At 70.1% G+C, this 23,930-nt stretch carries 23 protein-coding genes and 1 pseudogene; 8 read left to right on the top strand and 16 right to left on the bottom strand.

From position 1 onward, the window contains the following. Positions 1-11: 11 nt before the first annotated feature. Together JOE46_RS22070 and JOE46_RS22065 are read right to left on the bottom strand one after the other, a co-directional pair. Positions 12-1,235, bottom strand: coding sequence for an O-succinylhomoserine sulfhydrylase (locus JOE46_RS22070; protein WP_209928502.1), 1,224 nt, complete (start codon positions 1,233-1,235; stop codon positions 12-14). Next, positions 1,232-1,639 (bottom strand): rhodanese-like domain-containing protein, encoded by a 408-nt coding sequence (locus tag JOE46_RS22065; protein WP_097210094.1) that lies wholly within the window; start codon positions 1,637-1,639, stop codon positions 1,232-1,234. Before JOE46_RS22065 ends, JOE46_RS22070 begins: the two co-directional genes overlap by 4 nt. A gap of 429 nt (positions 1,640-2,068) precedes the next feature. On the opposite strand from JOE46_RS22065, the gene JOE46_RS22060 reads away from it, so the two are divergent. Both JOE46_RS22060 and JOE46_RS22055 read left to right on the top strand, forming a co-directional pair. Further along, positions 2,069-3,460, top strand: a complete 1,392-nt coding sequence (locus JOE46_RS22060) for an FAD-dependent oxidoreductase (RefSeq protein WP_209928501.1) — start codon at positions 2,069-2,071, stop codon at positions 3,458-3,460. Between the two features lie 82 nt (positions 3,461-3,542). Next, positions 3,543-4,280 (top strand): amidohydrolase, encoded by a 738-nt coding sequence (locus JOE46_RS22055; RefSeq protein ID WP_097210092.1) that lies wholly within the window; start codon positions 3,543-3,545, stop codon positions 4,278-4,280. A gap of 314 nt (positions 4,281-4,594) precedes the next feature. Here the strand turns inward: JOE46_RS22055 and JOE46_RS22050 are convergent, their stop codons facing one another. After that, the gene (locus tag JOE46_RS22050; protein ID WP_209928500.1) at positions 4,595-5,077 is read right to left on the bottom strand and encodes a DUF456 domain-containing protein; all 483 of its coding nucleotides are present in this window, start codon (positions 5,075-5,077) and stop codon (positions 4,595-4,597) included. Positions 5,078-5,133: 56 nt separating this feature from the next. Here JOE46_RS22050 and JOE46_RS22045 point away from each other — a divergent pair, with 56 nt between their 5' ends. Continuing rightward, positions 5,134-5,562, top strand: a complete 429-nt coding sequence (locus JOE46_RS22045) for a hypothetical protein (RefSeq protein ID WP_209928498.1) — start codon at positions 5,134-5,136, stop codon at positions 5,560-5,562. Positions 5,563-5,565: 3 nt separating this feature from the next. On the opposite strand, the gene JOE46_RS22040 is transcribed toward JOE46_RS22045, so the two are convergent. Continuing rightward, positions 5,566-5,946 (bottom strand): VOC family protein, encoded by a 381-nt coding sequence (locus tag JOE46_RS22040; protein ID WP_209928496.1) that lies wholly within the window; start codon positions 5,944-5,946, stop codon positions 5,566-5,568. Between the two features lie 153 nt (positions 5,947-6,099). On the opposite strand from JOE46_RS22040, the gene JOE46_RS22035 reads away from it, so the two are divergent. Next, positions 6,100-7,197 carry a CaiB/BaiF CoA-transferase family protein gene (locus tag JOE46_RS22035; RefSeq protein ID WP_097210088.1) on the top strand — a complete coding sequence of 366 codons (1,098 nt, stop codon included), beginning with the start codon at positions 6,100-6,102 and terminating at the stop codon, positions 7,195-7,197. A gap of 85 nt (positions 7,198-7,282) precedes the next feature. Here the strand turns inward: JOE46_RS22035 and JOE46_RS22030 are convergent, their stop codons facing one another. Both JOE46_RS22030 and JOE46_RS22025 read right to left on the bottom strand, forming a co-directional pair. Continuing rightward, positions 7,283-8,161, bottom strand: coding sequence for an alpha/beta fold hydrolase (locus JOE46_RS22030; protein ID WP_209928494.1), 879 nt, complete (start codon positions 8,159-8,161; stop codon positions 7,283-7,285). A gap of 38 nt (positions 8,162-8,199) precedes the next feature. Beyond that, positions 8,200-9,699, bottom strand: a complete 1,500-nt coding sequence (locus JOE46_RS22025; RefSeq protein ID WP_097210086.1) for a PLP-dependent aminotransferase family protein — start codon at positions 9,697-9,699, stop codon at positions 8,200-8,202. Between the two features lie 61 nt (positions 9,700-9,760). Here JOE46_RS22025 and JOE46_RS22020 point away from each other — a divergent pair, with 61 nt between their 5' ends. Both JOE46_RS22020 and JOE46_RS22015 read left to right on the top strand, forming a co-directional pair. Continuing rightward, on the top strand, positions 9,761-9,994 hold the full coding sequence (locus tag JOE46_RS22020) for a hypothetical protein (RefSeq protein ID WP_097210085.1): 234 nt from the start codon (positions 9,761-9,763) through the stop codon (positions 9,992-9,994). Between the two features lie 81 nt (positions 9,995-10,075). After that, the gene (locus tag JOE46_RS22015) at positions 10,076-10,621 is read left to right on the top strand and encodes a methylated-DNA--[protein]-cysteine S-methyltransferase (RefSeq protein WP_209928492.1); all 546 of its coding nucleotides are present in this window, start codon (positions 10,076-10,078) and stop codon (positions 10,619-10,621) included. Positions 10,622-10,829: 208 nt separating this feature from the next. Here JOE46_RS22015 and JOE46_RS22010 read toward each other — a convergent pair whose 3' ends face one another. Next, complete coding sequence (locus tag JOE46_RS22010) at positions 10,830-10,964, bottom strand: LysM peptidoglycan-binding domain-containing protein (protein ID WP_179800432.1); 135 nt, start codon at positions 10,962-10,964, stop codon at positions 10,830-10,832. Between the two features lie 144 nt (positions 10,965-11,108). Here JOE46_RS22010 and JOE46_RS22005 point away from each other — a divergent pair, with 144 nt between their 5' ends. Next, positions 11,109-12,788, top strand: coding sequence for a tyrosinase family protein (locus JOE46_RS22005; protein ID WP_209928490.1), 1,680 nt, complete (start codon positions 11,109-11,111; stop codon positions 12,786-12,788). Positions 12,789-12,807: 19 nt separating this feature from the next. On the opposite strand, the gene JOE46_RS22000 is transcribed toward JOE46_RS22005, so the two are convergent. Continuing rightward, complete coding sequence (locus tag JOE46_RS22000) at positions 12,808-14,097, bottom strand: adenylosuccinate synthase (protein ID WP_077040487.1); 1,290 nt, start codon at positions 14,095-14,097, stop codon at positions 12,808-12,810. Positions 14,098-14,397: 300 nt separating this feature from the next. Between JOE46_RS22000 and JOE46_RS26620 the strand changes: the two are divergent. Beyond that, a pseudogene (locus JOE46_RS26620) lies at positions 14,398-14,657 on the top strand (TIGR03118 family protein); the annotation flags it as partial. Between the two features lie 18 nt (positions 14,658-14,675). Here the strand turns inward: JOE46_RS26620 and JOE46_RS21995 are convergent. From JOE46_RS21995 to JOE46_RS21960, 8 genes are all read right to left on the bottom strand, one after another. After that, the gene (locus JOE46_RS21995) at positions 14,676-14,981 is read right to left on the bottom strand and encodes a hypothetical protein (RefSeq protein WP_209928488.1); all 306 of its coding nucleotides are present in this window, start codon (positions 14,979-14,981) and stop codon (positions 14,676-14,678) included. Positions 14,982-15,095: 114 nt separating this feature from the next. Continuing rightward, positions 15,096-16,658 (bottom strand): GMC oxidoreductase, encoded by a 1,563-nt coding sequence (locus JOE46_RS21990; protein WP_097210080.1) that lies wholly within the window; start codon positions 16,656-16,658, stop codon positions 15,096-15,098. Next, positions 16,658-18,544, bottom strand: a complete 1,887-nt coding sequence (locus JOE46_RS21985; protein WP_097210079.1) for a metallophosphoesterase — start codon at positions 18,542-18,544, stop codon at positions 16,658-16,660. Before JOE46_RS21985 ends, JOE46_RS21990 begins: the two co-directional genes overlap by 1 nt. After that, positions 18,541-19,155: a hypothetical protein gene (locus JOE46_RS21980; protein WP_097210078.1), complete on the bottom strand. Its 615-nt coding sequence runs from the start codon at positions 19,153-19,155 to the stop codon at positions 18,541-18,543. The genes JOE46_RS21985 and JOE46_RS21980 overlap by 4 nt, the downstream gene beginning before the upstream one ends. After that, the gene (locus tag JOE46_RS21975; RefSeq protein WP_097210077.1) at positions 19,152-19,514 is read right to left on the bottom strand and encodes a hypothetical protein; all 363 of its coding nucleotides are present in this window, start codon (positions 19,512-19,514) and stop codon (positions 19,152-19,154) included. Before JOE46_RS21975 ends, JOE46_RS21980 begins: the two co-directional genes overlap by 4 nt. Positions 19,515-19,516: 2 nt before the next feature. Beyond that, complete coding sequence (locus tag JOE46_RS21970; RefSeq protein ID WP_179800430.1) at positions 19,517-20,641, bottom strand: hypothetical protein; 1,125 nt, start codon at positions 20,639-20,641, stop codon at positions 19,517-19,519. 80 nt (positions 20,642-20,721) lie between these two features. Beyond that, positions 20,722-23,322, bottom strand: coding sequence for a LuxR family transcriptional regulator (locus JOE46_RS21965; RefSeq protein WP_097210076.1), 2,601 nt, complete (start codon positions 23,320-23,322; stop codon positions 20,722-20,724). Positions 23,323-23,378: 56 nt separating this feature from the next. Further along, a complete protein-coding gene (locus tag JOE46_RS21960) occupies positions 23,379-23,918 on the bottom strand; it encodes a hypothetical protein (RefSeq protein WP_209928487.1) in 540 nt (179 codons plus the stop codon). Between the last annotated feature and the right edge of the window lie 12 nt (positions 23,919-23,930).

The raw sequence follows: 23,930 nt of genomic DNA, 5'->3' as shown, positions 1-23,930 counted from the left end.
CGGGGCGCCGCTCAGCCCAGAGCCCGTTCCAGGTCCGACAGCAGGTCGACCGTGTCCTCGAGCCCGACGGACAGCCGGACCACGCCGTCGGTGAGGCCAACGGCCGCACGGCCTTCCGGGCCCATCGCACGGTGCGTGGTGGTGGCCGGGTGGGTGATCAGCGACTTGGCGTCACCGAGGTTGTTCGAGATGTCGATCACCCGCAGCGCGTCGAGCACCTCGAAGGCCCGCTTCTTGGCCTCCCCGTCCGGCGCGTCGAGCTCGAAGGTGACGACCGTGCCGCCGCCGCTCATCTGCCGCTTGGCCAGATCGTGCTGCGGATGCGACTCCAGGTACGGGTACTTCACCCAGCGCACCGACTTGTGGCCCTCGAGGAACCGGGCGATCTGGAGCGCCGAGTCGACCGAGTGCCGCACCCGCACCGGCATCGTCTCGAGCCCCTTGAGCAGCGTCCACGCGTTGAACGGGCTCAGTGCGGGACCGGTGTGCCGCATCAGGTTCTGCACCGGACCCTCGATGTAGTCCTTGGGCCCGAGGATCGCGCCGCCAAGCACCCGGCCCTGGCCGTCGATGTGCTTGGTTCCGGAGTACACCACGATGTCCGCGCCCAGGTCGAGGCTGCGCTGCAGCAGCGGGGTGGCGAAGACGTTGTCCAGCACCACCTTTGCGCCGGCCGCATGCGCGAGCTCCGAGACCCGCGGGACGTCGACGAGCGACTGCATCGGGTTCGACGGGGTCTCGAAGAACACCGCGGTGGTCGGCACCGACAGCGCCTCTTCCCACTGCTCGAGGTCCTCACCGTCGACGAAGACCGTCTCCACGCCCCAGCGCGGCAGGATCTCGTTGCACACCACGAAGCAGGAGCCGAACAGGCTGCGCGCCGCTACCAGCCGGTCGCCCGCGCCGAGCAGCGCGCCGAGCGCCGTGAACACCGCGGACATGCCGCTCGAGGTCGCGAAGCAGGCCTCCGCGCCCTCGATCAGGCGCAGTCGCTCCTCGAACATCTTCACGGTCGGGTTGCCGTACCGGGAGTAGACGAAGTGGTCGACCTCCCCGGTGAACGCCTGCTCGGCCGCTCCCGCCGACTCGTAGACGAAGCCGGAGTTGAGGAACAACGCCTCGGAAGTCTCCTCGAACCCGGTGCGCATGATGCCGCCGCGCACGCCGAGCGTGCCGAGCCCGACATCCGGCGGGAGCTCGCGGTGGAAGGCCCCGCCCTGCGGGATGCCACTCACGACTGCCGCCACGGGAGTCCGAGGGCGCGCCAGCCGGCCGCCCCGCGGTGGCCGTCCGCGTCGATGCCGCCCTCGAAGCCGTCGAGGACGTTGTAGGCCGGCTCGATCCCGGCCGCGGTCGCGGCCTCGGCCGCACCGATGGAGCGCTGGCCGGATCGGCACAGGAAGACCGCAGGTCCGCCGGAGATCCCGGCCTCCTTGAGCTGGTCCACGAAGTTGTCGTTCCTGGACCCGGTGACGCTCACCCACTCGATGAGCACCGGCTGCCTGCCCAGTTCGGTGGTGTCGGGAACACCCACGAACCGCCATTCCGCGTCGGTGCGAACATCGACGAGAACCGCCTCGGGATGCTCGCGCAGCAGGTCCCATGCCTGCTGCGGGGTGATGTCGCCTGCGTAGCTCATGGCATCAGTTTTTCACAGCCCGAGAATCCGTTCACGCTGCGGCGGCACCTTGGCCGCGCGCCCTCGCCGACCGGCACCTGGCAATGATTCCGCTCAGCCTGATCCACAGGGTTGCGCACAGGGCGGCCAGCCCGTAGTGAGGGGGGACACAAGCAACAGTTGTGACCCCCCAACCGGGGGCTGCCTAGCGGTGGGGCGCCGGAGAGCGCAGGATTGACAGTTGCGGTTCGGGGCTCCCGCCTCGAACGACCGGTCGGGGTGTGCTTAGCCTAAGCTGGAAGCCGACCGGCGGGCCCGAGAACGGCCTGACCACTGCTCGAAACCGCTAGCGACTGCTAGCAGGTCGCTCGAAAATGACCGCTAGCGACTGCTTGCAGGTCGCTCGAAAATGACCGACTGTCCGCACATCGAAAAGGTAGTTCGCTCCCGATGACAGAGACCCGTACGGCGTCGACTCCCGCCCACACCCGCCCGCTGCGCGTGGCCATCGTTGGTGCCGGCCCTGCCGGTATCTACGCCGCCGACGCCCTCATGAAGTCCGATACTGCCTCCGGACGCGGCGTGTCGATCGACCTGTTCGAGCGGATGCCCGCACCGTTCGGCCTGATCCGCTACGGCGTCGCCCCCGACCACCCGCGAATCAAGGGCATCATCACCGCCCTGCACAAGGTGCTCGACAAGCCGCAGGTCCGCCTGCTCGGCAACATCGACTACGGCACCGACATCACCCTCGACGACCTGCGCACCTTCTATGACGCGGTCATCTTCTCCACCGGCGCCAACGCCGACCGGGCGCTCAACATCCCGGGCATCGAGCTCGACGGCAGCTACGGCGCCGCCGACTTCGTCTCCTGGTACGACGGCCACCCCGATGTCCCCCGCGCCTGGCCGCTGGAGGCCGAGAAGGTCGCCGTGCTCGGCGTCGGCAACGTCGCCCTCGACATCGCGCGCGTGCTCGCCAAGACCGGCGACGAGCTGCTGCCGACCGAGATCCCGGCGAACGTCTACGAGGGCCTGAAGAACAACAAGGCCGTCGAGGTCCACGTCTTCGGCCGCCGCGGCCCGGCGCAGGCCAAGTTCACGCCGCTGGAGCTGCGCGAGCTCGACCACTCGCCCACCATCGAGGTCATCGTCGACCCCGAGGACATCGACTACGACGAGGGCTCCGAGGCCGCGCGCCGCGGCTCGAAGCAGGTCGACATGGTCGCCAACACCCTGCAGGACTGGGCCATCCGCGACCAGGGCAACCGCCCGCACAAGCTGTTCCTGCACTTCTTCGAGTCGCCCACCGAGGTGCTCGGCGAGGACGGCAAGGTCGTCGGCCTGCGCACCGAGCGCACCGAGCTGGACGGCACCGGCAACGTCCGCGGCACCGGCAAGTTCAACGACTGGGACGTCAAGGCCGTCTACCGCGCCGTCGGCTACCTGTCGCAGAACATCGCGAAGCTGCCGTTCGACGACCAGGCCGGGACTGTCCCCAACGAGGCGGGCCGGGTCATCGGCGAGGACGGCAACCACATCGCGGGCACCTACGTCACCGGCTGGATCAAGCGCGGCCCGGTCGGCCTGATCGGCCACACCAAGGGCGACGCCAACGAGACCATCGCCTGCCTGCTCGAGGACGCCCCCGGCTTCGAGGGCGCAGCGCAGCCCGAGGAGGACGCGGTCGTGACGTTCCTCGAGGGCAAGCAGGTCCCGTTCACCACCTGGGACGGCTGGTACCGCCTCGACGCCCACGAGCGTTCCCTCGGCGAGCCCGAGGGCCGCGAGCGCATCAAGGTCGTCGAGCGCGAGGACATGTTGCGCGCGTCGCAGCAGTAGGCTTCTTCAGATCGAGGTGGCGTTCGGCCCGCTGAGCGGGCCGGACGCCACACTTTTGTCACCGACAAGGCATGCTCTTACAGTGTTTGACGCCCACGTACACATCATCGATCCCCGGTTCCCGCTGGTGGAGAACGACGGCTACCTGCCGGAACCGTTCACCATCGCCGACTATCGCAAGCGGGTCGACGGCTTCGGCGTGGACGGCGGCGCGGTGGTGACCGCGTCGTATCAGGGCACCGACCAGGCCTACCTGGTCGCCGCGCTGCAGGAGCTCGGCCCCGGTTGGGTGGGCGTGACCCAGCTCGCCGAGGACGCCACCGACGAGGACATCGTCGCGCTGGACAAGGCAGGCGTCCGGGCACTGCGCTTCAATCTGCGCCGCAGCGCCACCGACCTCAAACTGCTGGCCACGCAGGCTCAGCGGGCCTGGGACCTGGTGGGCTGGCACGCGGAGTTCTACGTGGACGCGGCGCTGCTGCTGTCCCTGGAGCCGGTGTTCAAGAAGCTGCCCGCCGTGAGCATCGACCATCTCGGCATGTCCACCAGGGGCCTGCCCTACCTGCTCAACCTGGTCGACCGCGGCGTCAAGGTGAAGGCCACCGGCTTCGGCCGGGCCACCATCGACGACGTGGGCGACGCGCTGCGCCGCATCCACGCCGTGAACCCCGAGTCGTTGATGTTCGGCACGGACCTGCCCGGGACCAGGGCCAGGCGGGCCTTCGAGGCCGCGGACCTCGACATCGTCGCGGACGCGGTGGGCGACGACCTCGAGGCGGTCCTCGGCGGCAACGCCCGCGCCTGGTACCGGCTCACCTGACCGGGCGACAAACGGATCGGGCCTCTGCCGCCACTCCTAGGTGGCGGCAGAGGCCCGTTCGCCCCACGGAGAGGCGGGGTGGAGCATGACTACTTCGACGATCCACCCGTCGGGGCGGACGAGCCGTCGAGGATGCCGAAGACGGTGGACAGCGCGCCGAACAGGTCGGACAGATCAGACGAGGACATCGGTGCTCCTTAGCGGTTGCGGGATTGTCGACGCCACGAGACCCAGCGTCCAGATAGTTGTACCCGACGTCCCGGCCGCTTTCAGTGCTCGGAGGGTGAACGCGGGTTGAAACCTTCCCGGTTCCCCTACGCGAAGATCGCTGCGGCCAACCAGATCCCGGACGCCAGCAGCGCGCCGAGCAGTTCCACCAGGATCGACAGCCCAACGGCCTTCGTCGCGTGCACGGTCGAACGCCATGCATCCGAGTGTGTGCGGTGGCGCTGTACCTCCGCCAGGTAGGTGCCGAGCAGGAAGCCGATCAGCAGGCCGACGACCGGGATCACGAAGAACCCGACGATCCCCAGCAGCGCGCCCGCGACCAGCGACCGCTTGGGCACGCCCGCGTCGCGCATCCGGCGTCCCGGCCAGGTGTACTTGACGACACCCGACACGACCAGCAGCACGGCCGCCGCGGCGAACACCGACCACCCGGTCCCGGTGCCTTCGAGGATCGCCCAGACCGCAATGGCCCCCAGGATCAGCAGCGCACCGGGCAGGATCGGCAGCACGACCCCCACCAGTCCCACCACGATCGCCAACCCGATCAGGACCTCAACACCGACGCTCACGGGCGACACTGTGCCAGACCGCGGACCGGTGCAGGCGCGCACGCCACAATGGCCGGATGGAACTGGGGATCGACACCACGCTGACCCTGCTCGCCGCCGGGCTGATCTTCCTGCTCGCACTCGGTCTCGGCGTGTGGAAGTACCGGCAGATGGCGCTGTCGGAGAACCACCTCGCGCACCCGTACGTGGACATCGCGCACCGGGCGGCACTGCTGTATTCCTTTGCGACCCTGCTGATCGCGGTGTTCGTCGAGCTCAGCGCCTGGCCGACCTGGGTGAACCTGGTGGCCGCGGCCGTGACGGTCTTCTTCTTCGTCGGCGCGATCGCGAGCTATGTCGTGCACGGCGCCAAGCGGGACACCACCAACCAGTTCGAGCATCCGGACCTGGGTCTGCGCCTGGCGATGATCGCGCTGATCGCCGGCGAGATGGGCGGTTTCGCGGTACTGCTGGCCGGGTTCGCCCGCGGGCAGCTGCTCGGCTGACCGCTACGCCGGGACCTGGTGCAGCGACAGCACGTTCGCGTGCGGGTCCCGGAACCACGCGATCCTGGTGCCGTCGGGGCCCGTCCAGGCGTCGTGCTCGTCCTTATCCAGGCCCGGGTACCGGCTGAACTCCACCCCCTTGGACCGCAGTTCCTCGACCGCCGCGTCCAGGTCGTCCATCTGCCAGCCGAGCACCGTGTACCCGGTGTCCGCCTTCGACTGCACCAGGGTGATCCGGAGTTCGACCCCGTTCCCACCGTCGACCACCAGCGCAAACGGGGTCCGTTCGGTGAGGGTGAGCCCCAGCGTGTCCACGTAGAACATCGCCGAGACGTCGAGGTCCGTGCTGGGCGCGAACGCCACGAGTCGACCGGGGAAGGCCATGGCCTCACTCTGCTCGGCCGGTCGCGAACAGGCAAGACCCCCGCCCCTACGGGCCCCTCTCGAGCCGATCCGTGACCCGCGGCACACACCCCATTGGCCACGGGTTAACGTCTGTTAATTCACGCAATATCGTGCTCAGAACGAGGAGAATCCGTGTCCGCAGAAGACGTAAGGAAAGGCCCGCTCGCGGGCGTCCGCGTGGTCGAACTGGCAGGCATCGGGCCGGGACCGCACGCCGCGCTGCTGCTCGCCGACCTCGGCGCCGATGTCGTCCGGGTACAACGCGCCGGGATGATCCCCGGCCCCGACAAGCGTCACGACCAGACCCAGCGCGGCCGCCGGATCGTCGAGGCCAACCTCAAGGACCCGGCCGACATCGAGAAGGTCCTCGGCCTGCTCGAGCGCGCCGACGTCCTGATCGAGGGCTTCCGGCCCGGTGTCACCGAGCGGATGGGGCTCGGCCCCGACGTGGTCCTCGAGCGCAATCCGCGCCTGGTCTACGGCCGGATGACCGGCTGGGGCCAGGAGGGACCGCTCGCGCAGTCCGCAGGCCACGACATCAACTACATCTCCCTGACCGGCGTGTTGCACGCCATCGGCCGCAAGGGCGAGCGCCCGGTGCCGCCGCTGAACATGGTCGGCGACTTCGGCGGCGGCTCCATGTTCCTGGTGTTCGGCATCCTCGCCGCCCTCGTCGAACGGCAGAACTCCGGCAAGGGCCAGGTCGTGGACGCCGCGATGGTCGACGGCACGCTGGCCCTCTCGCACATGATCTGGAGCTTCCGCGGACAGGGGGTGTGGTCGGATGAGCGCGGCGTGAACATGCTCGACACCGGTGCGCCCTACTACGACACCTACGAGACCGCGGACGGCAAGTACATGGCCGTCGGCGCGATCGAGCCGCAGTTCTACGCGGTGCTGCTCCAGGGATTGGAGCTCGATCCCACCGAACTGCCCGGCCAGAACGAGGCGAACGCGTGGCCGGAGCTGCGAAAGGTGTTCACCGAGCGCTTCCTGTCCAAGACCCGCGACGAGTGGACCGCGATCTTCGAGGGCACCGACGCCTGCACCACCCCGGTCCTGACCTTCGCCGAGGCCCCCGACAACGCGCACATCGCGGCCCGCGGTTCGCTCGTCGAGCTCGACAAGGTCACCCAGCACCGCCCGGCGCCGCGGTTCTCGCGGACCGAGACCGGCCTCCCGACCCCGCCGCCGAGCGCGGCCGTCGACGCGGCCGACATCTGGACGTAGCGGGTCGCGATTCGCACGCCACGAGGGCGGGTGGGGTCATCCTGTCGGGAAACCCCGCCCGCCCCTTTTCGGCACCGGAGCCGGATCACGCGGGCGCCGAGAGTGATTCGAAGATCTCCCGGTAATACCGATGCGCCATGAAGTGGCCGCCCGGACGCGTGCGCAGCCGTGCGCCGGGGATCCGCCGGGCCAGCTCCCTCGGCCATGCGCTCGGGACGAGTTCGTCGTCGTCGCCGTACCAGACGTCGACCGGCACTGCGAGGTCCTCGGGACCGAATCCCCACGGCCGCATCCAGGCTCGGTAGTCCTCCACCATCCCCCGGCCGCCGCGCAACGCCGCACCCGTCATGGCGGCGAAGTTCGCGGCGGGCTCGCCCAGGATCACCTCGGCGTCCGCCCTGCCGAGTCCCCTGGCCGAGACCCGGGTGAACAGCGTCGGCGCGGACCGTGCCGTCACACCCATCGCCTGGAACACGACCCGCGCCACCGGCGCGGCGCGCTGGGACAGCCGGGTGAACACGCGATCCATCGTGGGCAACCGGTCGAACACGCCGTCCTCGGTCAGCGGTAGTGCCCCCGCGACGATCGCCACCCTGTTCAGTCGCGGGGCCAACGCGAACCCGAGGGCCGCGGCGTACTGTCCGCCCATCGACCACCCCATCGCCGACATCCGGTCGACCTCGAGGTGATCGGCCAGCTCCTCGACGTCACGCGCCCAGTCCAGCGGCGTCCGTCCCGGCAGCGGATCGGAGAGCCCGATGCCGGGACGGTCCGGCGAGACCAACCGGATCCCTGCGTCGTGGGCGACGGCCGACGCGGCCGCCACGTCGAGCCGTCCCGCCAGCCCACCGTGGGCGTTCACGACGACGAATCCGGCCGGGTCACCGTAGTCCGCAAAACCCAACAGACGGCCGTCGCGCAGGCGAATGACGCGATCCTGTGGTCCAACGTGATCTCGGCGCACCGGAGCCTCCGTTGGCGTCAACGCTAGATCCGTCGACGTCAGATCACCAGGGCCGGACGTTCCACCTCCACGCCCCCGGAGAGCGCGCGGTAGGCGGCTGCGATGCCGGTGACCGCGGCCCTGAGCTCCTCCTCGCCGCGGGCGTAGGGCAGCCGGATGTACCGCTCGAACGCGCCCTCGAGCCCGAACCGTGGGCCGGCCGCGAGCAGTACGCCGTGGTAGGGCGAGGTGGCGGCGAGCGCGGTCGACATCGGAGCCGGCAGCTGCATCCACAGCGCCATGCCGCCGCTGCCCGGGGTGCACCGCCAGTCCGGCAGATCCGTCGCGACCGCGTCGAGCAATGCGGCGCGCTGGCTGCGGAGCTGTTCGCGACGCTCCGGCAGCACCTCGTCCTCGACCTCGAACATCGACACGGCGGCCAGCTGCTCGACCACCGCGGTGCCCAAGTCGAGGGCGGACCTCGACGCGGCGAGCGCACTGATCAGCGGGGCCTCCGCCCGGATCCAGCCGATCCGCAGCCCGGACCAGAAGGCCTTGGAGGTAGAGCCGATGGTGACGATGTCCGCCCGTCCCGCGCCGCGCGCGAAGGCAGCGACCGGCGTCGGAGTGGGCGCGTCGAGCCCGAGGTCGGCCATCGTCTCGTCGATGATGAGCGTCATCCGGGTGTCCCGGGCGATCGCGGCCAGTTCGGCGCGGCCCTCGTCGTCGAGGCAGAAGCCCGTCGGGTTGTGGAAGTCCGGCACCAGGTACGCGAGTTTGGCCGCGGTCTGCCGTGCGGTGCTGCGGATTCCGTCCAGGTCCCAGCCCCTGGTCTCCTGCCGGACCGCGACCGGTACCGGCCGGGCGCCCATCCTCTTGATCGCCTCGATGGCGTTCGTATAGGTCGGGTGGTCGATGAGCACCCGCTCACCCGGCGCGGCGAGCAGGCCCAGCACCAGGACCAACGCGTGTTGCGCGCCCGCGGTGACCATGATCTGCTCGGGGGCGGTCGGCAGGCCTCGCCTGCAATACCGTTCGGCGATCGCCTGGCGCAACACCGGCAGCCCGACCGGTTCGATGCCGTGCCCGCCCAGGTAGGCGGGCAACGCGTCGAGTCCCTCCGCGTATGCCCTTCGCATCGGCTCGACCGGCGCGGACATCGAGGCGCACGTGAGGTCGATGACCGGGTCCGTGCTCGCGCCTCCGACGGCAGATCCGCCGAACATGGTGCCGCGCAGCAGTTTACCCGTGGCACCGGACTCGGGCAGGGCGACCGTGCTTCGCGACCCCTGCCTACTGATCAGGTATCCCTCGTCGCGGAGCACCGCGTACGCGGAGGTGATGGTGGTCCGGCTCAGTTCGAGCACGCCCGCGAGGTCACGCTCGCTGGGCAGCGCCACCCCCAACGGGATCCGGCCGTCGGCCACCAACATCCGCACGTTGTCCGCCAGCGCGCGGTACGCGGGCCGGGAGACGCGGCGCCGGCCCCCGGACTCGTCGTCCTGCCATTTCCCGAGATCGCGCGCCAACGTGGTCGCTCCGAGCACCCTGATTGCCATGCAGTCCAGTATTCGCAAAGTGGATGTTTATTGCAATACCAGTTGGGCGCAGGATGGGGACATGTTCGCAGCACTGACCCTCACCATCCTGGCCCTCGGCTCCGCAGGCCTGTACGTCGCGGCGCGCCGGTCGAACGGCACGCGAATCTTCCACCTCGACCAGTTCCGTCCCGCCGCACCACTGGCCGGACTGCTGCCGGAGGGTCGCGATGCGGAGCGCGCCCACCGCGACCTGCAGGCCGCGCAGTCCCGACACGAGGCCGTCGTGGCGGGCAAGGGCGCGCCCCACCACTGACCCCCGGATCTACCAGTCCAGTTGACTCCAACTGGACTGGTACTCCGGGCGGATGTCGGCTACCTGACTCATACTGAACCCGTGTGCTCACTCGAATTCGCCCTCTTCGACACCCCGGTCGGCCGGTGCGCGGTGGTGTGGGGAGAGCAGGGGATCGTGGGCTTTCAGTTGCCCGAGGGCTCGGACGAGCTGACCCGTGAGCGGAACGCGCAGCTCTTCCCCGACGCCACCGAGGGGGATCCGGACTCGAGCTCCGCGGCCCGACGCGCGATCGACGGCGTCGTCTCGCTGCTGGCGGGTGAACCCGATCCCCTCACCGACGTGCAGCTCGATCTGCGCGCGGTGCCGGACTTCGACAGCCGGGTCTACGCGGTGACCAGGGCGATCGAGCCGGGGGCGACTCTCACCTACGGGGAGGTCGCCGCCCGGATCGGCAGCCCCGACGCTGCCCAGGCCGTAGGTCAGGCGTTGGGGCGCAACCCGATTCCCATCCTGGTCCCCTGCCACCGGGTGCTCGCCGCCGGTGGGAAGACCGGCGGCTTCTCCGCGCCCGGCGGCGCGGTCACCAAACGCGCGCTGCTGACGATCGAGCGCGCCCCGGGTTTTGACGAGCCAACACTGTTCTGATCGGGGCCATGACCGCCCCGACGCGTGGCCACCCTACGGCGCGCCGAACATCATCAGGCCGTCCCTGGTGCACTCGGGGAAGTTGTTCTCGCGCGGGTGGCAGTCCCAACCCCTGATGCTCGCGGCCTGCCCCGGCGCCCCGGCGTCGCGATGAACTCCTCCATGACGGTGAACGCCTCACCGCAACCCACCCGGCCCATGGGGGCACTCACCGCGGCACGATCAGCACCTGCCCCGGATAGATCACCGTATCCACACTCGGGAACCCGTTGAGCCGCAGGATCTCCCCGACATTGCCGCCGAACCGAAGCGCCACATCCGACATGCTTCCGCCCGGCTCCACGACGTGCATCTTGGTACCGGGCGGGTACTCGGACGGGATTGCCCGCGGAACAGGTAGTGCACTACCCGCGACTGTGAGGACTATCCACCGAAGAATCATGATCGAGTCAGTTTCGATGTCCGAACCGTCCGGGGGGCCCGCTCAATGATCGTTTCCGCACTGTTCCAGGGGGACGGCGTGCTCGCCGCCATCGCCGCGGGCCTCGACACCATGTCGCGGACCAGGAACGACGCAGGCGACGCGGTGGGGAAGGTCCAGACCGCCCTACTGTCCTGGGACCCGAACAGCCTGCCCGTGCACGGCATCGACAAGGCCTACGGCGGCGAGACCGAGGCGGCCGTGCGCCGGTTCCAGATCAGCGTGCTGAGGACCCCGGCCGCTGCGGCGACGGGAGAACTCGGGCCGCGGGCGGTGCTCGGGCTGGACCAGGTGCAGGCCACCGCCGAGAACCCGCCGACCCGATCGACGGAACGTATCCGGCGCAACGTGTGGCGCCTGAGCACCGGGCGCGGTTGGGACCAGACCCTGCTCGCCTACGCGCAGGCGGTGTGCACAATGCAGGCCCGCCCCGCCGACGACCCCACCAGCTGGGAGTTCCAGGCGAACCTGTACCGCGCCTACCGCGCCACCTTCGCCGATGCGCGCGACAGCCAGGACGGCAACCGTTTCTTCCTCCCGTGGCACCGGATGTACCTGTACTTCTTCGAGCAGATCCTGCGCGCGGCCGTCATCGACAACGGCGGGCCTGCCGATTTCGCACTGCCCTACTGGAATTACGGGAACCCGGAGCCGCAGAGCACGCTCCCCTACCCGTTCCGCGACACGGGGCTGGCCCTCCCGGACGGCTCACCAAATCCGCTGGCACTCGCCGCCCCGCTGCGCAACGCCGACCTCATGGCGGGGGATCCGTTGAGCCCCACCATCACGTCCTCGTTCACCGCGATGTGGCAGCCGTCGTTCGCCGGCGCCATGCGCACCGGGTTCTCCGGGCAGCTGGAGAACATCCCGCACGGCGCGGTGCACGCGGCCATCGGCGGCGATCCGGGCGGGGAGCTCGGCGCGCTGATGAGCAACGCCGACTCCGCGCCCCGCGACCCGATCTTCTGGCTGCACCACGCGAATCTCGACCGGCTGTGGGTGCAGTGGCTCGAGCGCCACGCGAATCCGACCGATGGGGATTGGCTCGACGCCGAGTTCCGGTTCTTCGACGCCGACGGCCGCCCCGTCGACTGCCCGGTCCGCGACGTGCTCGATCACGTCGATCGACTCGGATACCGCTACGACGACCAGGCCCAGCTCCCCGTCCGGCCGCAGAGGGTGGTCCCGGTCGCGCCGAATCCCACGCTGGTCGCGTCGTCTCCTGGACCGACCGAGCTGACCGGACGAACCACCGTCGGGCTCGAGGTCTCGCCGAGCAGCCTCCCAGTGGTCGAGCACGCCCCGGACACCGCGGCTGCGGCCGGCTTCGGCGCGGTGCTGCTGACGGTCGACGGCCTTGCGGCACAACGGAACCCGGGGTGCGTGTACCACGTGTACATGAACCTGCCCGACGCCGAGGTCGACGGTAAGCCCGAACACCACCTCGCCGGGACCTTCTCGCTGTTCGGCGTGGACGCCGACGGGCGACTGGGCTTCACCTTCGACATCACCGCCCTGGTGCAGGCGCTCGCATCCGCCTACCGGTGGGACCCGGCGGCGCTGACGGTGACGGTTCAGCCGGTGCGGCCCACCACGAAGACACACGCGGGCGCCGTGGAATCCGGTCTCCCCACGAAAACCACTCTGCCGCTACGGATCGGGCGCATCGGCCTGTTCGTCGGCTGATGCGCCCGGGCCGTGGGTCCTACCTGAGGACCTCGCGGCGGACGATGGTCTCGTCCCGGCCGGGGCCGACACCGATGCAGGAGATGTAGGCGCCCGAGAGCTCCTCGAGCCGCAGCACGTAGTTCTGCGCGTTCACCGGCAGCTCCTCGAAGGTGCGGGCGTGCGAGATGTCCTCCCACCAGCCCGGCATCTCCTCGTAGATCGGCTTCGCGTGGTGAACCTCGGTCTGCGACATCGGCATTTCCTCGTATCGCACGCCGTCGATCTCGTAGGCGACACAGATCGGCACGGTGTCCAGGCTGCTCAGCACGTCCAGCTTGGTGAGGAAGTAGTCGGTGATGCCATTGACGCGCGTTGCGTAACGGGCGATCACGGCATCGAACCAGCCGGTGCGCCGCGCACGACCGGTGGTGACGCCGACCTCGCCGCCCTGCTTGGCCAGGTACTCGCCGTGGTTGTCGAACAGCTCGGTCGGGAACGGACCGGAGCCGACACGGGTGGTGTACGCCTTGAGGATGCCGAGGACCGTGGTGATCTTGGTGGGCCCGATACCCGAACCGACCGCCGCACCACCGGAAGTGGGGTTGGACGAGGTCACGTACGGGTAGGTGCCGTGGTCGACGTCGAGCAGCGTGCCCTGCGACCCCTCGAGCAGCACGGTCTCGCCCGCCTCGAGCGCCTGGTTCAGCTGCAGCCGGGTGTCGGCGATCCGGTGCTTGAAGCCCTCGGCCTGGCCGAGCACCTCGTCGACGACCTGCTGCGCGTCGAGCGCCTTGCGGTTGTAGATCTTGACCAGGACCTGGTTCTTGTACTCCAGGGCCGCCTCGACCTTCTGGGTGAGGATCTTCTCGTCGAGGACGTCCGCGACACGCACACCGACGCGGGCGATCTTGTCCTGGTAGCAGGGCCCGATTCCGCGGCCCGTGGTGCCGATCTTCTTGGCGCCCAAGAAGCGTTCGGTGACCTTGTCGATGGCCACGTGGTACGGCATGATCAGGTGCGCATCGGCCGAGAGCAGCAGCCGACTGGTGTCGACGTTGCGCTCCTCGAGGCCCGCGAGCTCGGTCAGCAGCACGCCCGGGTCGACCACGACGCCGTTGCCGATCACGTTGGTCACGCCGGGGGTCAGGATGCCCGACGGGATCAGGTGCAGCGCGAACTTGTCGCCGTTCGGCAGGACAACGGTGTGACCCGCGTTGTTACCGCCCTGGTAGCGCACCACCCACTGCAGGCGTCCGCCCAGTAGATCGGTAGCTTTGCCCTTGCCCTCGTCGCCCCACTGGGCTCCGATCAGGACGATTGCCGGCATGACGTTGACTCCTACGGTTGACGGGCATCTGTGCATGTCGCAGCGCAGAGGCCAGCCGTCCATGGACAGTGGCCGAAAGGACAGTTTAGTCCAGCCGACCGACGCAGCTGCCAACCACGTCACCAGAACCCGGATTTCGCTGACAATCGGCCATGGTGAGGCAAGGCTAATCAATATTGTTGCCCACGCCTGGAAGGGCCCCAGGACGACACCGCCCGCTTCCTGTTCGCCACCGACTCCGGCCACATCTCCGGATGGACCGAACAGGGCGCCGACGGACAGATCGTCCGCCACAGCGGCCCCGACGAGTTCGGCGCACTGGCAGGCAAGCTCCTCGTCGGCAACTTCGCAGGCGCCGGCCACCTCGCCTTCGACGACGCCACCGGAGAATTCGTCGACTATGTCCGCGACGACGCCGGTGAGCCGCTGGCCGTCGAGGGCCTGCGGGGCCTGCTGTTCGGGAACGGCGAAAGCCTCGGCGACGCCGACGCGCTGTATTTCACCGCAGGCCCCGGGGAGGAAAGGACGGCCTGTTCGGCGTGCTGCGCGCAGCGAACTGAGCCCATGGGCTCGTCCGGTCATACGACGTGCGGCGCGTGCACCCACGGTGCGGTGCTGACCTCGACCTCGAGCGCGGACGGGCCTGCGGCGGCCCGGATCGAAGAGGTGGGCGGCGCCCAGACGGCACCGTTGAGCTGCATGAAGATCGCCCGGTCCGGATCGCCGCCGAGCAGATAACACAGGTCCGTGTCCGTCCGGAACTCGTCGGTCGCGTGCGGGCCGATCCGCCGTGGGGGTGGCGGCTGCACAGGGCTCGGCGGCCCATTGTCGAGCAGCAGTTCCTCGTTGGTCGTGTTGACCACCCTGACGGTCATGCATGTCATCGGAGTCACCTCGGTTCATCCGTCCCACATGTCTATCGTTCGCGCTGACTCCATCGTGACACTGCCCACCGACATCGGCACCAGTAGTCCACTACCCGCCCGTTCGCGCCGCGATCAGTCCTCCGCGAGCAGCAGGGCGACCGCGCGTTCCGCGACCGCGGCGATCGTCTTCGACGGGTTCCTGCCGATCGCCCGCGGTATCACCGCGCCGTCCATGACGTAGAGCCCGTCCTGCCCGAACACCCGGCACGCGTGATCGACGACCCCCGCCGCGGGCGACGCCGCCATGTTGCATCCGCCCAGCGGGTGCGGCGTCACCAGGGCCCGAAACCGCTTCCAGGTCAGCAACGGGTTGGGCTTGCCCCCGGTCGCCTCGGTCAGCAGCCCGTGCATCTCGGCCATGGCCCCGATCACCGTCTCAGAGCGGTGCGGATTCCAGTCCAGCTTCACCACCCGGCGCCACGGCCGCACCCGGCCACGACCGAGGTAGAAGGAGCCGTCCGCCGCGTCGACCGACTGACCGAACCACGGCATCACCGAGTCGAACGCGCCTGCCTGCGACAGGCGCAGCCACATGCGACGACGCAACGGGGAGCCGACGCCGTCGCGCAGCCGCTGCTCGAAACAGTTCCGCAGCAGGTTAGGGATCCCGCCGTCCTCCACGAAGTACCGCCCGCCCCGCGAACCGTCGAGGAAGTCGATGGCCGAGGTGATCGTGGGACCGGAGGTCGGCGCGACCGACGTGCGGCCGTACCCGGCGGGGGTGAGGAAGTCTCCGTTCGAGCTCCATCCGCGACCGAGGGCACGCGGCAGTTCCCGCACCGTCCGGTACTCGTCGCGCGAGCGCAGCAACAGTTCCGTCGACCCGAGCGACCCGGCGGCGAGGATCACCCGGCGTGCCGTCACCGAGTCGGGCCTGCGACGACCGCCGTCCAGGTGATCGAAATGCACCCGCCAGCCCTCGTCCTCCCGCGAGAGGTACCGCGCCAGGGACAGCGGCGCGATGACGGCACCGGCATCCTCCGCCGCCGCGAGATAGTTCAGGTCGAGTGTGTTCTTCGCCCGCGTGGGACACCCGACGTCGCAGCTGCCGCAGTGCACGCAGGTGCCCTGCTCGCGGCCCTGGGCGTTGGGCGCCGCGACCGACCTCTCGTACTCGGGTGTCTCCGCGGGCGAGGGCGTGAAGCCCGGGTCGAACCGGATCGCCAAGGGCACCTTCTGAAAGCGCTGGCCCTCGCCTATGGCGTCCGCTGCCCGCCGCATCAGCTCGAGCCGGGCGGTGTGCTGACCCGCGGGGATCTCCATCGGGGTCAGCATCTCGGCGACGTCGCGGTAGTACGGCGTCATCTCCCGCGCCGTGATCGCGGCCGGCCAGCCGGAGTCGAACGCCTCCGGCCTGGCGTCGATGCACACGTTCGCGTAGATCAGCGATCCCCCGCCGACCCCCGCGCCCTGCGCGACGACCATCTGATCCAGGAACCGCAGCTCCATCCAGCCGTTGCGCCGATGCGGGGCGCGGGGATCGAACAGCCACGCGTCGCCGGGCCTGCGCGGATAGTCCTCCGGTTCCCATCGCCTGCCCCGTTCGAGCACCAGCACGCTGCGCCCCGCCGCCGCGAGCCGGCACGCCGCGACCGCGCCGCCGAACCCGCTGCCCACGACCACCACGTCGTACATCACGGCGAACCGCCCGGCGCGCGCACGGCGGACGGCGTGGGATCGGGCACGGCGCCGTTGGGGATCAGGAACGGCGCCTCGATCAGGTGCGGGCGCAGCGGTTCGACCGGGTCGATGACCCGCTGACAGCCGTCCGGGAGGTCCAGGCTCACCGACCCGGTCCGGCGGAACCGACCCCGCGGTGCCGGGTCGTCGCGGGACTCCACGCCGGGCGCCGCCACCCAGCCGGTCGACGGTGCGCGCAGGCCGATCGGATGGACACGCAGCCCCTGGGCGGAGATGTGGATCCGGAGGAAGGACTTGTAACCCTCGATGCCCTGTGCGGAATAGACCTCCAGCTTGTGCATGCCCAGCACCTTGTGGCTCAGGAACAGGTACAGCCCGAAGAGCGTGCCGCAGTACATGTAGAGCGCGGCCAACGAGATCGGGACGCTGAACCACCAGGCGAGGCCGGCCTTCAGCACCGCCCGCACGAGCAGGAATCCGCCCGCCAGTAGGAGCAGCGCGTGCGCCCCGCCGACCGCGCCCGCGGCGGCCGGGGGCATCCCGGGTGCGCGGCCGCTGACCGCGAACGCCGAGAAGGCGGCGACGATGGCGAGGCACACCGCGGCCGGTCCGAACCCCTGCAGGGTGCCGAGAACGCCGCCCAGGATCCCCTCGTTGCCGCCGCCCGCTCCCAGCAGCATCGCGGCGAACCCGGACAACACCGTGAGCACGGCGGTGAAGAAGACGTTCGAGGCCGGAAAGCCCAACACCCCGCGTCGCAGCCGAACGGACTGTCGCTCCGTCGGGAAGGCCGCCTGCAATCGGGCCGAGCCGACGTAGGAGGGCCCGTCCGACATGGACACGTCCACCGGCGTGCCGATCGTGCCCTGGGTGAAGGCGCCGCCCCCGCCGCACACGATGTAGTGGCGTTCCTGCTCCCCCACCGTGCCGTGGTGGCGCACGTAGTGGTGGTGGTCGCCGCTGAGGACCAACGGCACCTCGATGTCGCGGTCGGGTCTGCGGGCCAGGTCCATGATGACGTCGAGCTTCGTGGCGGTCGCGGAATCCACTCGGCCACCGGGAGTTCCGGCCGCGGCATCGTCGATCCAGGTCGGGTTCGGGACGCAGAGGATCACCCGGTCGCCGGGCTCGAGCTGCTGCGCGCGGGCCCGGAAGTAGTCGTACTGCGGCGGGTCCAGGTCGTCCTCCAGAGCGGTGTCCACGCCCCAGACCCACCACCGGTGCGGCAACCGCAGCGCGTAGTAGCTGCGTCGCTGCTGTGCCTCCCAGGCGCCGAACCAGGTTCTGCCGTCGGGTGATTGACAGAACTGCCGGATGAAGCTGGTGAGGCCGTCGTACCAGTCGTGGTTCCCAGGGATGGCGAAGAGACTGCGCCCCCGCGGGTGCGCGATCCGGGCGCTGCGCATCGGATCGACCAGCCGGTGCTGGTACTCCTGACGCGATCCCGCGGGGTAGACCTGGTCACCACCCAGCAACAGCACCTCGCCCGCGGGCAGCACCGTCTGCCCGGGACCCGCGGTCGGCAGCCCCTCGGTCCGGCAGTCGGCCGGCACCGGCTGCGGTACCGGGGCGCCCGGTTCCGCGACGACCAGTCCGTCCCGGCCGAGCAGCCAGGCGACGGAGGCGGTGGCGTTCCAGCCGTCGCCGGTGTCCGCCATGTAGTCCAGCCAGATCTCTTCCGCGCCCGAGCAATCCGCACAGAATGCCGGTTCGGCCTCGAGCGCGGCCATGATCTCGCGGCGCCCGCTCATCGAACCGATCACGGACGCGGCGACGGCCCGCGCGCCGAGGGCGACGAGCTGCCGGGCCTCGAACCAGCCCACCTTGCGCTGCGGGCTGATCGTGAGCCGCCCGGCGTCCATCCGGTACGGCACCGTCATGCCCGCCGCCGCAGCAGGTAGGTGGAGATCAGTCCGCCCGCGAAGAACGCGGTGAACCGCCCCGAGGCCCCCCACCGGCGCCACATCGACACGCCACCGGTCACGGTCAGCGAACCGAGCAGCGCCGTGAAGGCGGTCAGGCGCAGCCGCAGCATGCCCGCCGCCACCACCGGTCCCTCGCGATCCCCCTCGTGCAGGGTCACCAACAGCGTGGTGGTGGCGGGCCACAGCCGCCACGGACCGGCGACCCGGATCTCCTTGTGGCCCCGGAACCAGTGCCTGACCCCACCGACGTCCACACCCAACTCGTAGACCATGTGGGTCATCCGGGCCTGCTCTGTCGGGGTGAACAGGCCGAAGCGTCCCGAGTCGGACTCGAATCGGCCACCGAGCGACGGGATGTCGACCTCGCCGGACAGCCGCGCCTCGTGGCGCGGGTCGTCGAGAAACGCGCCCAGGTCCTCGATGTGGATGGTCCCGCGCACCACGACACCGAACGCGCCCGGATTGCGATACCCCGACCTCGGGTCGGTCTCACCGAGCGTGATCTGCCCGGTCATCGTCTCCCCGAAGCGGATCCCGGCGACGGGCCGCTCCGACGGCCCGCTCACCGGTCGGCCCTGGCGTCGAAGGCGAGCCGATAGAACCAGTACGCCACCGCCGCCCACTGGACGAACCACAGGACCACCGCGACGGAGCTGAGCGAGTCGGTCTTGTACGCGATGGCCGTCGCGGCCACCCCCGCGACCACCGCGACCCGCGAGGGCCAGCCGAGGCCGCTGAGCCATTCGGTGCCCATCATCAGCAGCCCGGTCAGCAACGCGATCAGCCAGAGCGCGAGGAACCAGCCGTCGGGCAGCGGCCGCGGACCGGTGGCCTCGTCGGAGAGTTCTGCGGCCAGTCCGGCCCCCATGAGCAGCGAGGCGCAGAGCAACAGCAGCAGGTGGCTCCACAGCAGCGAACGCGGCATCGTCAGCCCCTGTTCAGTTCGTCGAGGATGAAGGGGAAGACGTCCCGCGCGGCGTGCCTGCCGAGGAACACGTCGAGGTGCCCGTACCCGTGCATCTGCTGGAACACGTGGCGCCCCGGCGCGATCCGCTCGAAGTAGTCGAAGGTCTTCGCCATTCCCGAGGGCAGGAAGGTGTTGTTCTGGTCGCCGGTCATGAAGGCGAACCGGGCATCGGTCTGCGGCTCCTGCGCGAACAGGTCGCTCGGCAGCACATCCGGGTAGTTGCCCATCGTCACCAGATGGCCTGCGGCGGCGCACTCGGCCATCTGCGCGAAGAAGGTGACCGGGACGAACCCGAACTCGCCCTTGATCCACTCGTGGGTCGCCTCGCCCAGGTTCTCGTGCGACCACAACGTCGGGAAGGCGCTGCCGTAGGTGAAGCTGCTGTGCTTGCACACCGCGTTGTTGCATTCGTGGTGCGTCGCCCGCACCGCCCAGTCGAACACCTTGGGCCAGAACCCGGGTGCGTGCAGACCCCACTGCGGATTGAAGTAGGGCATCACCTTGCCGAAGGTGGCGACGGCGAGTGGCAGCTTCAGGAACGACAGGGAGGTCAGTTGCGGGTGCAACGCCACCGAATTGCTCACCACCGTGGTCACTTCCGGGAGCAGGCCGGAGACGATGGACATCATGAAACTGGTCGAGCCCTGGCAGTGCACCACCGCCTTGAGGGTCTCGGCTCCGGTCCGCTCCAGCACCGTCCGTACCGCGGCGGGGTGGTCGTACACCGCCGCGTCGTCGAGGTGGTATTCGCTGGGGGCGAAGTCGATGCTGGCCCGCCAGTTGAGGATCCAGACGTCGTAGCCGGCGCGGGCGAGGAACTCCGGCAGCGTGTCCTCCGTCGGCGGCGAGAAGATGTCGGCGCGGACACTGGTGCCGCCGATCAACAGCACCGGCCCCTCGCCAGGGACGGTCGACCCCGGCAGCAGGTGTTTGAGGTTGAGCTCGCGCGGCTCATCCTCCGTGGTGTGGAAGGGGACGGTCTCGAACCGGGCCTGTCGCGAGACGGACTGCCCGGGGGCGGGCGTCGCGAAGGCGGCACCGTCGAGACGCGCAGGATCGAGCCTTCTGCGCTGGGATCGCCGCATTGCGGCTCCGTTCATCGGAAGGGGCGGTTGTTGTCCCTTCCATTGTGTCGCCTACGCCCAGGAACGGCGCGCGTAGTGCACTACTTGCTTCCCACCCCGACCGCGTCCGCCAGCGCGGCTCGGTCCGCCACGTTGAGCTTGGTACACGAGCGGTAGATGTGACCCTCGACCGTGCGGACGGAGACCACGAGGCGATCCGCGATGTCCTTGTTGGACAGGCCGAGCGCCACCATCGACGCGACCTCCCGCTCCCGCTCGGTCAGCGGCAGCGGCTTCGCGACCACCGCGAGTGCGGGCGTCGTGGCCCCGCAGAGGTCGGCGAGCCGCTTGGCGTTGGCGGTCGAGGCGAGTTCGGCGCGGCGGTTCCCGGCGTTGGCGTGTGCCGCCGCCGCCTGCGCCGCCGCGTCCGCGGCCGAGAGCAGGGCGCCCGCCTCCTCCACCTTCCCGGCGATGGTGTCCAGCGCCGCCCCGTCGCCGTCCGCCAACGCCCTCGCGTGGGCGGCGGCGGCCCTGATCAGGACGCTGGGGACCCGCTCGGCGAGCTCCGCCAGGCGCGGTGCGGTGGTGGCATCCCCGAACCGGGTGGCCAGGTACAGGCACACCGCCTCCTGCGCGAGCAGTTCCGACCCGGCCGCGGCGTCGGCGCCTGCCCGGGCATGGGCGATCGCGCGCCGGGTGTCCGACTCGCTGGCCGCGACCCATGCCCTGGTCAGCTCCAGGTCGGACCGGAACACCTCGGTGTTCGCGCCGAACAGGCGCTCGGCGCGCACCAACTCCTCGCGGGCGTCCGCGGCCCGGCCGAGCGCGGCGAGGGACTGGCACAGGAACGCCGCGGACAGGAAGGCCCACGAATAACCGGTTCCCTCGAGAACCGCTGCCGCCTGGCGGAATTCGGTCTCCGCCGCGGCCAATGAGCCCTTGACGAACAGCACCCGGCCCAGCAGCACGCCACCGAGCGAGCGGCCCGGCTGCTGCATCTCGGCGAAGTCGACATAGTGCCGCGCGAGCTCCTCCGCCGCGGTCAGCTCGCCAGACATCGTCTGCGTGTACACCTGGCCGAGCCCGATGGTGAAGCGCAGCAACCCGGTCTCGGACTCCGCCGCCGCCGCCAGCCCGCGCTCGGCGAACGAGGGGACCTCGTCGAACCGGCCGAGGTACGCGGTGGCCAGGGCCCCGCTCGCGCCCGCCCATGCCTTCGCGAGCGGCAGTGCGACGGGCGAGTCGATCACCCCGTAGATGCTCGCCGTCGCCGCCGCGGGTTGCGCTGCGTACACGGCGAACATCGCCTCGAGCGCATCCAGCAGGTTCACCGCCGCCGGATGGGTGAGCCTGGCACGCACCGAGGCCATCACCGAGGCGGCCTCGTCGGGTCTTCCGAGCATCCAGAACAGGTTCGCCGAGCGGGGCAGGCACCACAGCAGCAGGTCGAACTCGCCGAGCGAGCTGGTGTCGATCGGGCCGAGCACGGCCTCGGCCTCGGTGCCGCGGCCCTGCCAGGCCAGCGAATGGGCGAGCGGAAGGGCCGCCGCGAACCCGGCACCCATCGCCATCGCCCCGCGCGCGAGCCGCTCACCGAGGACCAGTTCGCCGAGCGTGAGCGCGTCCCTGGCCGCGGAGATCAGCAGCTCGGCCTCCGGGGGCGAGTCGCTGTCCAGCGCGAGGGCGGCCAACCTGATCCGGTCGCTCACGTGTGCAGGCGGATGATCCGCGATCTGACGCGCCATCTCACCGCGCAGCCGGCGCGCGGCGAGGATGCCGGTGCCTGCGCGCACCACCTCGCCGTACAGCGGGTGCGCGAGCTTCACCGTCAGCCCGGAGTCGTCGCGGCGGCGCACCCGCACCAGGCCCGCGTTCTCCGCCGCCTCGACCGTCTCGGGGGCACTGAGCTTCGAGAGCACCTCGAGCGAGAGGGGCTCCTGAAACGCCAGCAGTTCCAGCACGTGCCGGAGCTCGGGGTCCAGGTGATCGATCCGCGACTCGATCAGCGTGCTCAGGTGTGGGCTGATCACGGTCTCGCCGCGGAGCTGCCACACCCCGGCGACCTCGCGCAGCGTGCCCGCCTCCAGCGCGCCCTCGACGACGTGCCGCAGGAACAGCGGATTGCCCTCCGACATCACGAAGATCCGGTTCGCGCTCGATTCCTCGAGCGGCCCGCCGAGCACCGTCTCGACCAGCGAGACCGCCTCCGCCCGTGTGAACGGGGGCAGCTCCACGCGGGTGAGCAGGTTGTCCTTCCACAGGGCGGTGATCGCGTCCGGCACCGGCTCTCCCGTTCGGACGGTGACCACGAGGGGTGCGATCCGGTTGACGGCGAGCTGGTGCACGAACGTGGCGGACAGCCGGTCGAGCAGGTGTGCGTCGTCGACACCGATCACGATGTCGGCGCTGTCGGCGACGAGATGCTCACGGGCCGCGCGCAACACCGAGGCCGCGTCCATCGGGCTCGAAACGCCGACGAGGTGGGCAAACGCCCCGAGCGGAACGGCGCGCGCCGACTCCGTGCCCGCGGCCCAACGGCGTTCGCCTGCGAAGGCACCGACTGCCGCCCTGGCCAGGGTGGTCTTGCCGACCCCGGCGTCCCCGGTGAGCACGGCGCCCCACGGGCCCCGCCGACTGCGCAACGTGGACACCACGGTGCGGAGCTCGTCGTCCCGATTCACCGTGGGCCACGCGAAGACCATTGCGAAATTCTAAGCTCTGGCGCCGGAAACCCCGTTACTCAGCGATGAGAGTGCCGTTACTCCGCTATGAGAACGAACCCGGGCCGATGCGAAGTGCCCCCGTCGTCATCCGCGCCGTCGATCGCGGCGACGATCACCCCGACTCCGGTCCGCACCAGCGACGAGCGGCCTGCCGGCTCCGGTGGGTTCTCGGCCGTGAACTGATCGAGCGGGTGCGTTCCGCCCTCGAGGGTGGCCATGTTGAACCAGGTCACGGTGAGCGTCTCGTCCCACGATTCGGGGCCGGAACCAGGCGGGAGGTCCACTGTGAACCGCAGGGTGTCGGCCCGCGCGACGAGCCGGTCGGTCCTGGCCTTGCCGGTTCGCAGGCCGCGCGGCTGGACCTGGAAGCGCCGGGAGTTCAGTCCGGACGGCGTGCACATCTGCCCGATCCCGAGGTCGAGCAGGTGCCGGGCCGCCTCGAGGTCCGCCGCGCGTCCGGCACCGCCCTCACCGCGCAGCTCGGCAGCCGCCGCGACGAGGCCTGACCTGCAGAACCGGATGGTTCGGGCAAGGGTGTCGGGGTGGTCGCGGGTCGTCGGCATCGTGATCTGCATGGGGATCTCCGG

Source organism: Rhodococcus sp. PvR099 (assembly GCF_017833315.1).
In the GTDB taxonomy this organism is placed as follows: Bacteria; Actinomycetota; Actinomycetes; order Mycobacteriales; family Mycobacteriaceae; genus Rhodococcus_G; species Rhodococcus_G oryzae.
The sequence above is the reverse complement of the archived record's forward strand: the minus strand, read 5'-3'. Positions and strand labels throughout refer to the sequence as shown.

Excerpts from the sequence above, each read along its gene's own strand:
- JOE46_RS21965 (WP_097210076.1), bottom strand. The coding sequence starts at position 23,322 with ATGGTCTTCGCGTGGCCCACGGTGAATCGGGACGACGAGCTCCGCACC.
- JOE46_RS22045 (WP_209928498.1), top strand. The coding sequence starts at position 5,134 with ATGGAACTGGGGATCGACACCACGCTGACCCTGCTCGCCGCCGGGCTG.
- JOE46_RS21990 (WP_097210080.1), bottom strand. The coding sequence starts at position 16,658 with ATGTACGACGTGGTGGTCGTGGGCAGCGGGTTCGGCGGCGCGGTCGCG.
- JOE46_RS22025 (WP_097210086.1), bottom strand. The coding sequence starts at position 9,699 with ATGGCAATCAGGGTGCTCGGAGCGACCACGTTGGCGCGCGATCTCGGG.
- JOE46_RS21960 (WP_209928487.1), bottom strand. The coding sequence starts at position 23,918 with ATGCAGATCACGATGCCGACGACCCGCGACCACCCCGACACCCTTGCC.
- JOE46_RS22040 (WP_209928496.1), bottom strand. The coding sequence starts at position 5,946 with ATGGCCTTCCCCGGTCGACTCGTGGCGTTCGCGCCCAGCACGGACCTC.
- JOE46_RS21975 (WP_097210077.1), bottom strand. The coding sequence starts at position 19,514 with ATGCCGCGTTCGCTGCTGTGGAGCCACCTGCTGCTGTTGCTCTGCGCC.
- JOE46_RS21995 (WP_209928488.1), bottom strand. The coding sequence starts at position 14,981 with ATGACATGCATGACCGTCAGGGTGGTCAACACGACCAACGAGGAACTG.
- JOE46_RS22020 (WP_097210085.1), top strand. The coding sequence starts at position 9,761 with ATGTTCGCAGCACTGACCCTCACCATCCTGGCCCTCGGCTCCGCAGGC.
- JOE46_RS22005 (WP_209928490.1), top strand. The coding sequence starts at position 11,109 with ATGATCGTTTCCGCACTGTTCCAGGGGGACGGCGTGCTCGCCGCCATC.
- JOE46_RS21970 (WP_179800430.1), bottom strand. The coding sequence starts at position 20,641 with ATGCGGCGATCCCAGCGCAGAAGGCTCGATCCTGCGCGTCTCGACGGT.
- JOE46_RS22000 (WP_077040487.1), bottom strand. The coding sequence starts at position 14,097 with ATGCCGGCAATCGTCCTGATCGGAGCCCAGTGGGGCGACGAGGGCAAG.
- JOE46_RS21985 (WP_097210079.1), bottom strand. The coding sequence starts at position 18,544 with ATGACGGTGCCGTACCGGATGGACGCCGGGCGGCTCACGATCAGCCCG.
- JOE46_RS22060 (WP_209928501.1), top strand. The coding sequence starts at position 2,069 with ATGACAGAGACCCGTACGGCGTCGACTCCCGCCCACACCCGCCCGCTG.
- JOE46_RS22065 (WP_097210094.1), bottom strand. The coding sequence starts at position 1,639 with ATGAGCTACGCAGGCGACATCACCCCGCAGCAGGCATGGGACCTGCTG.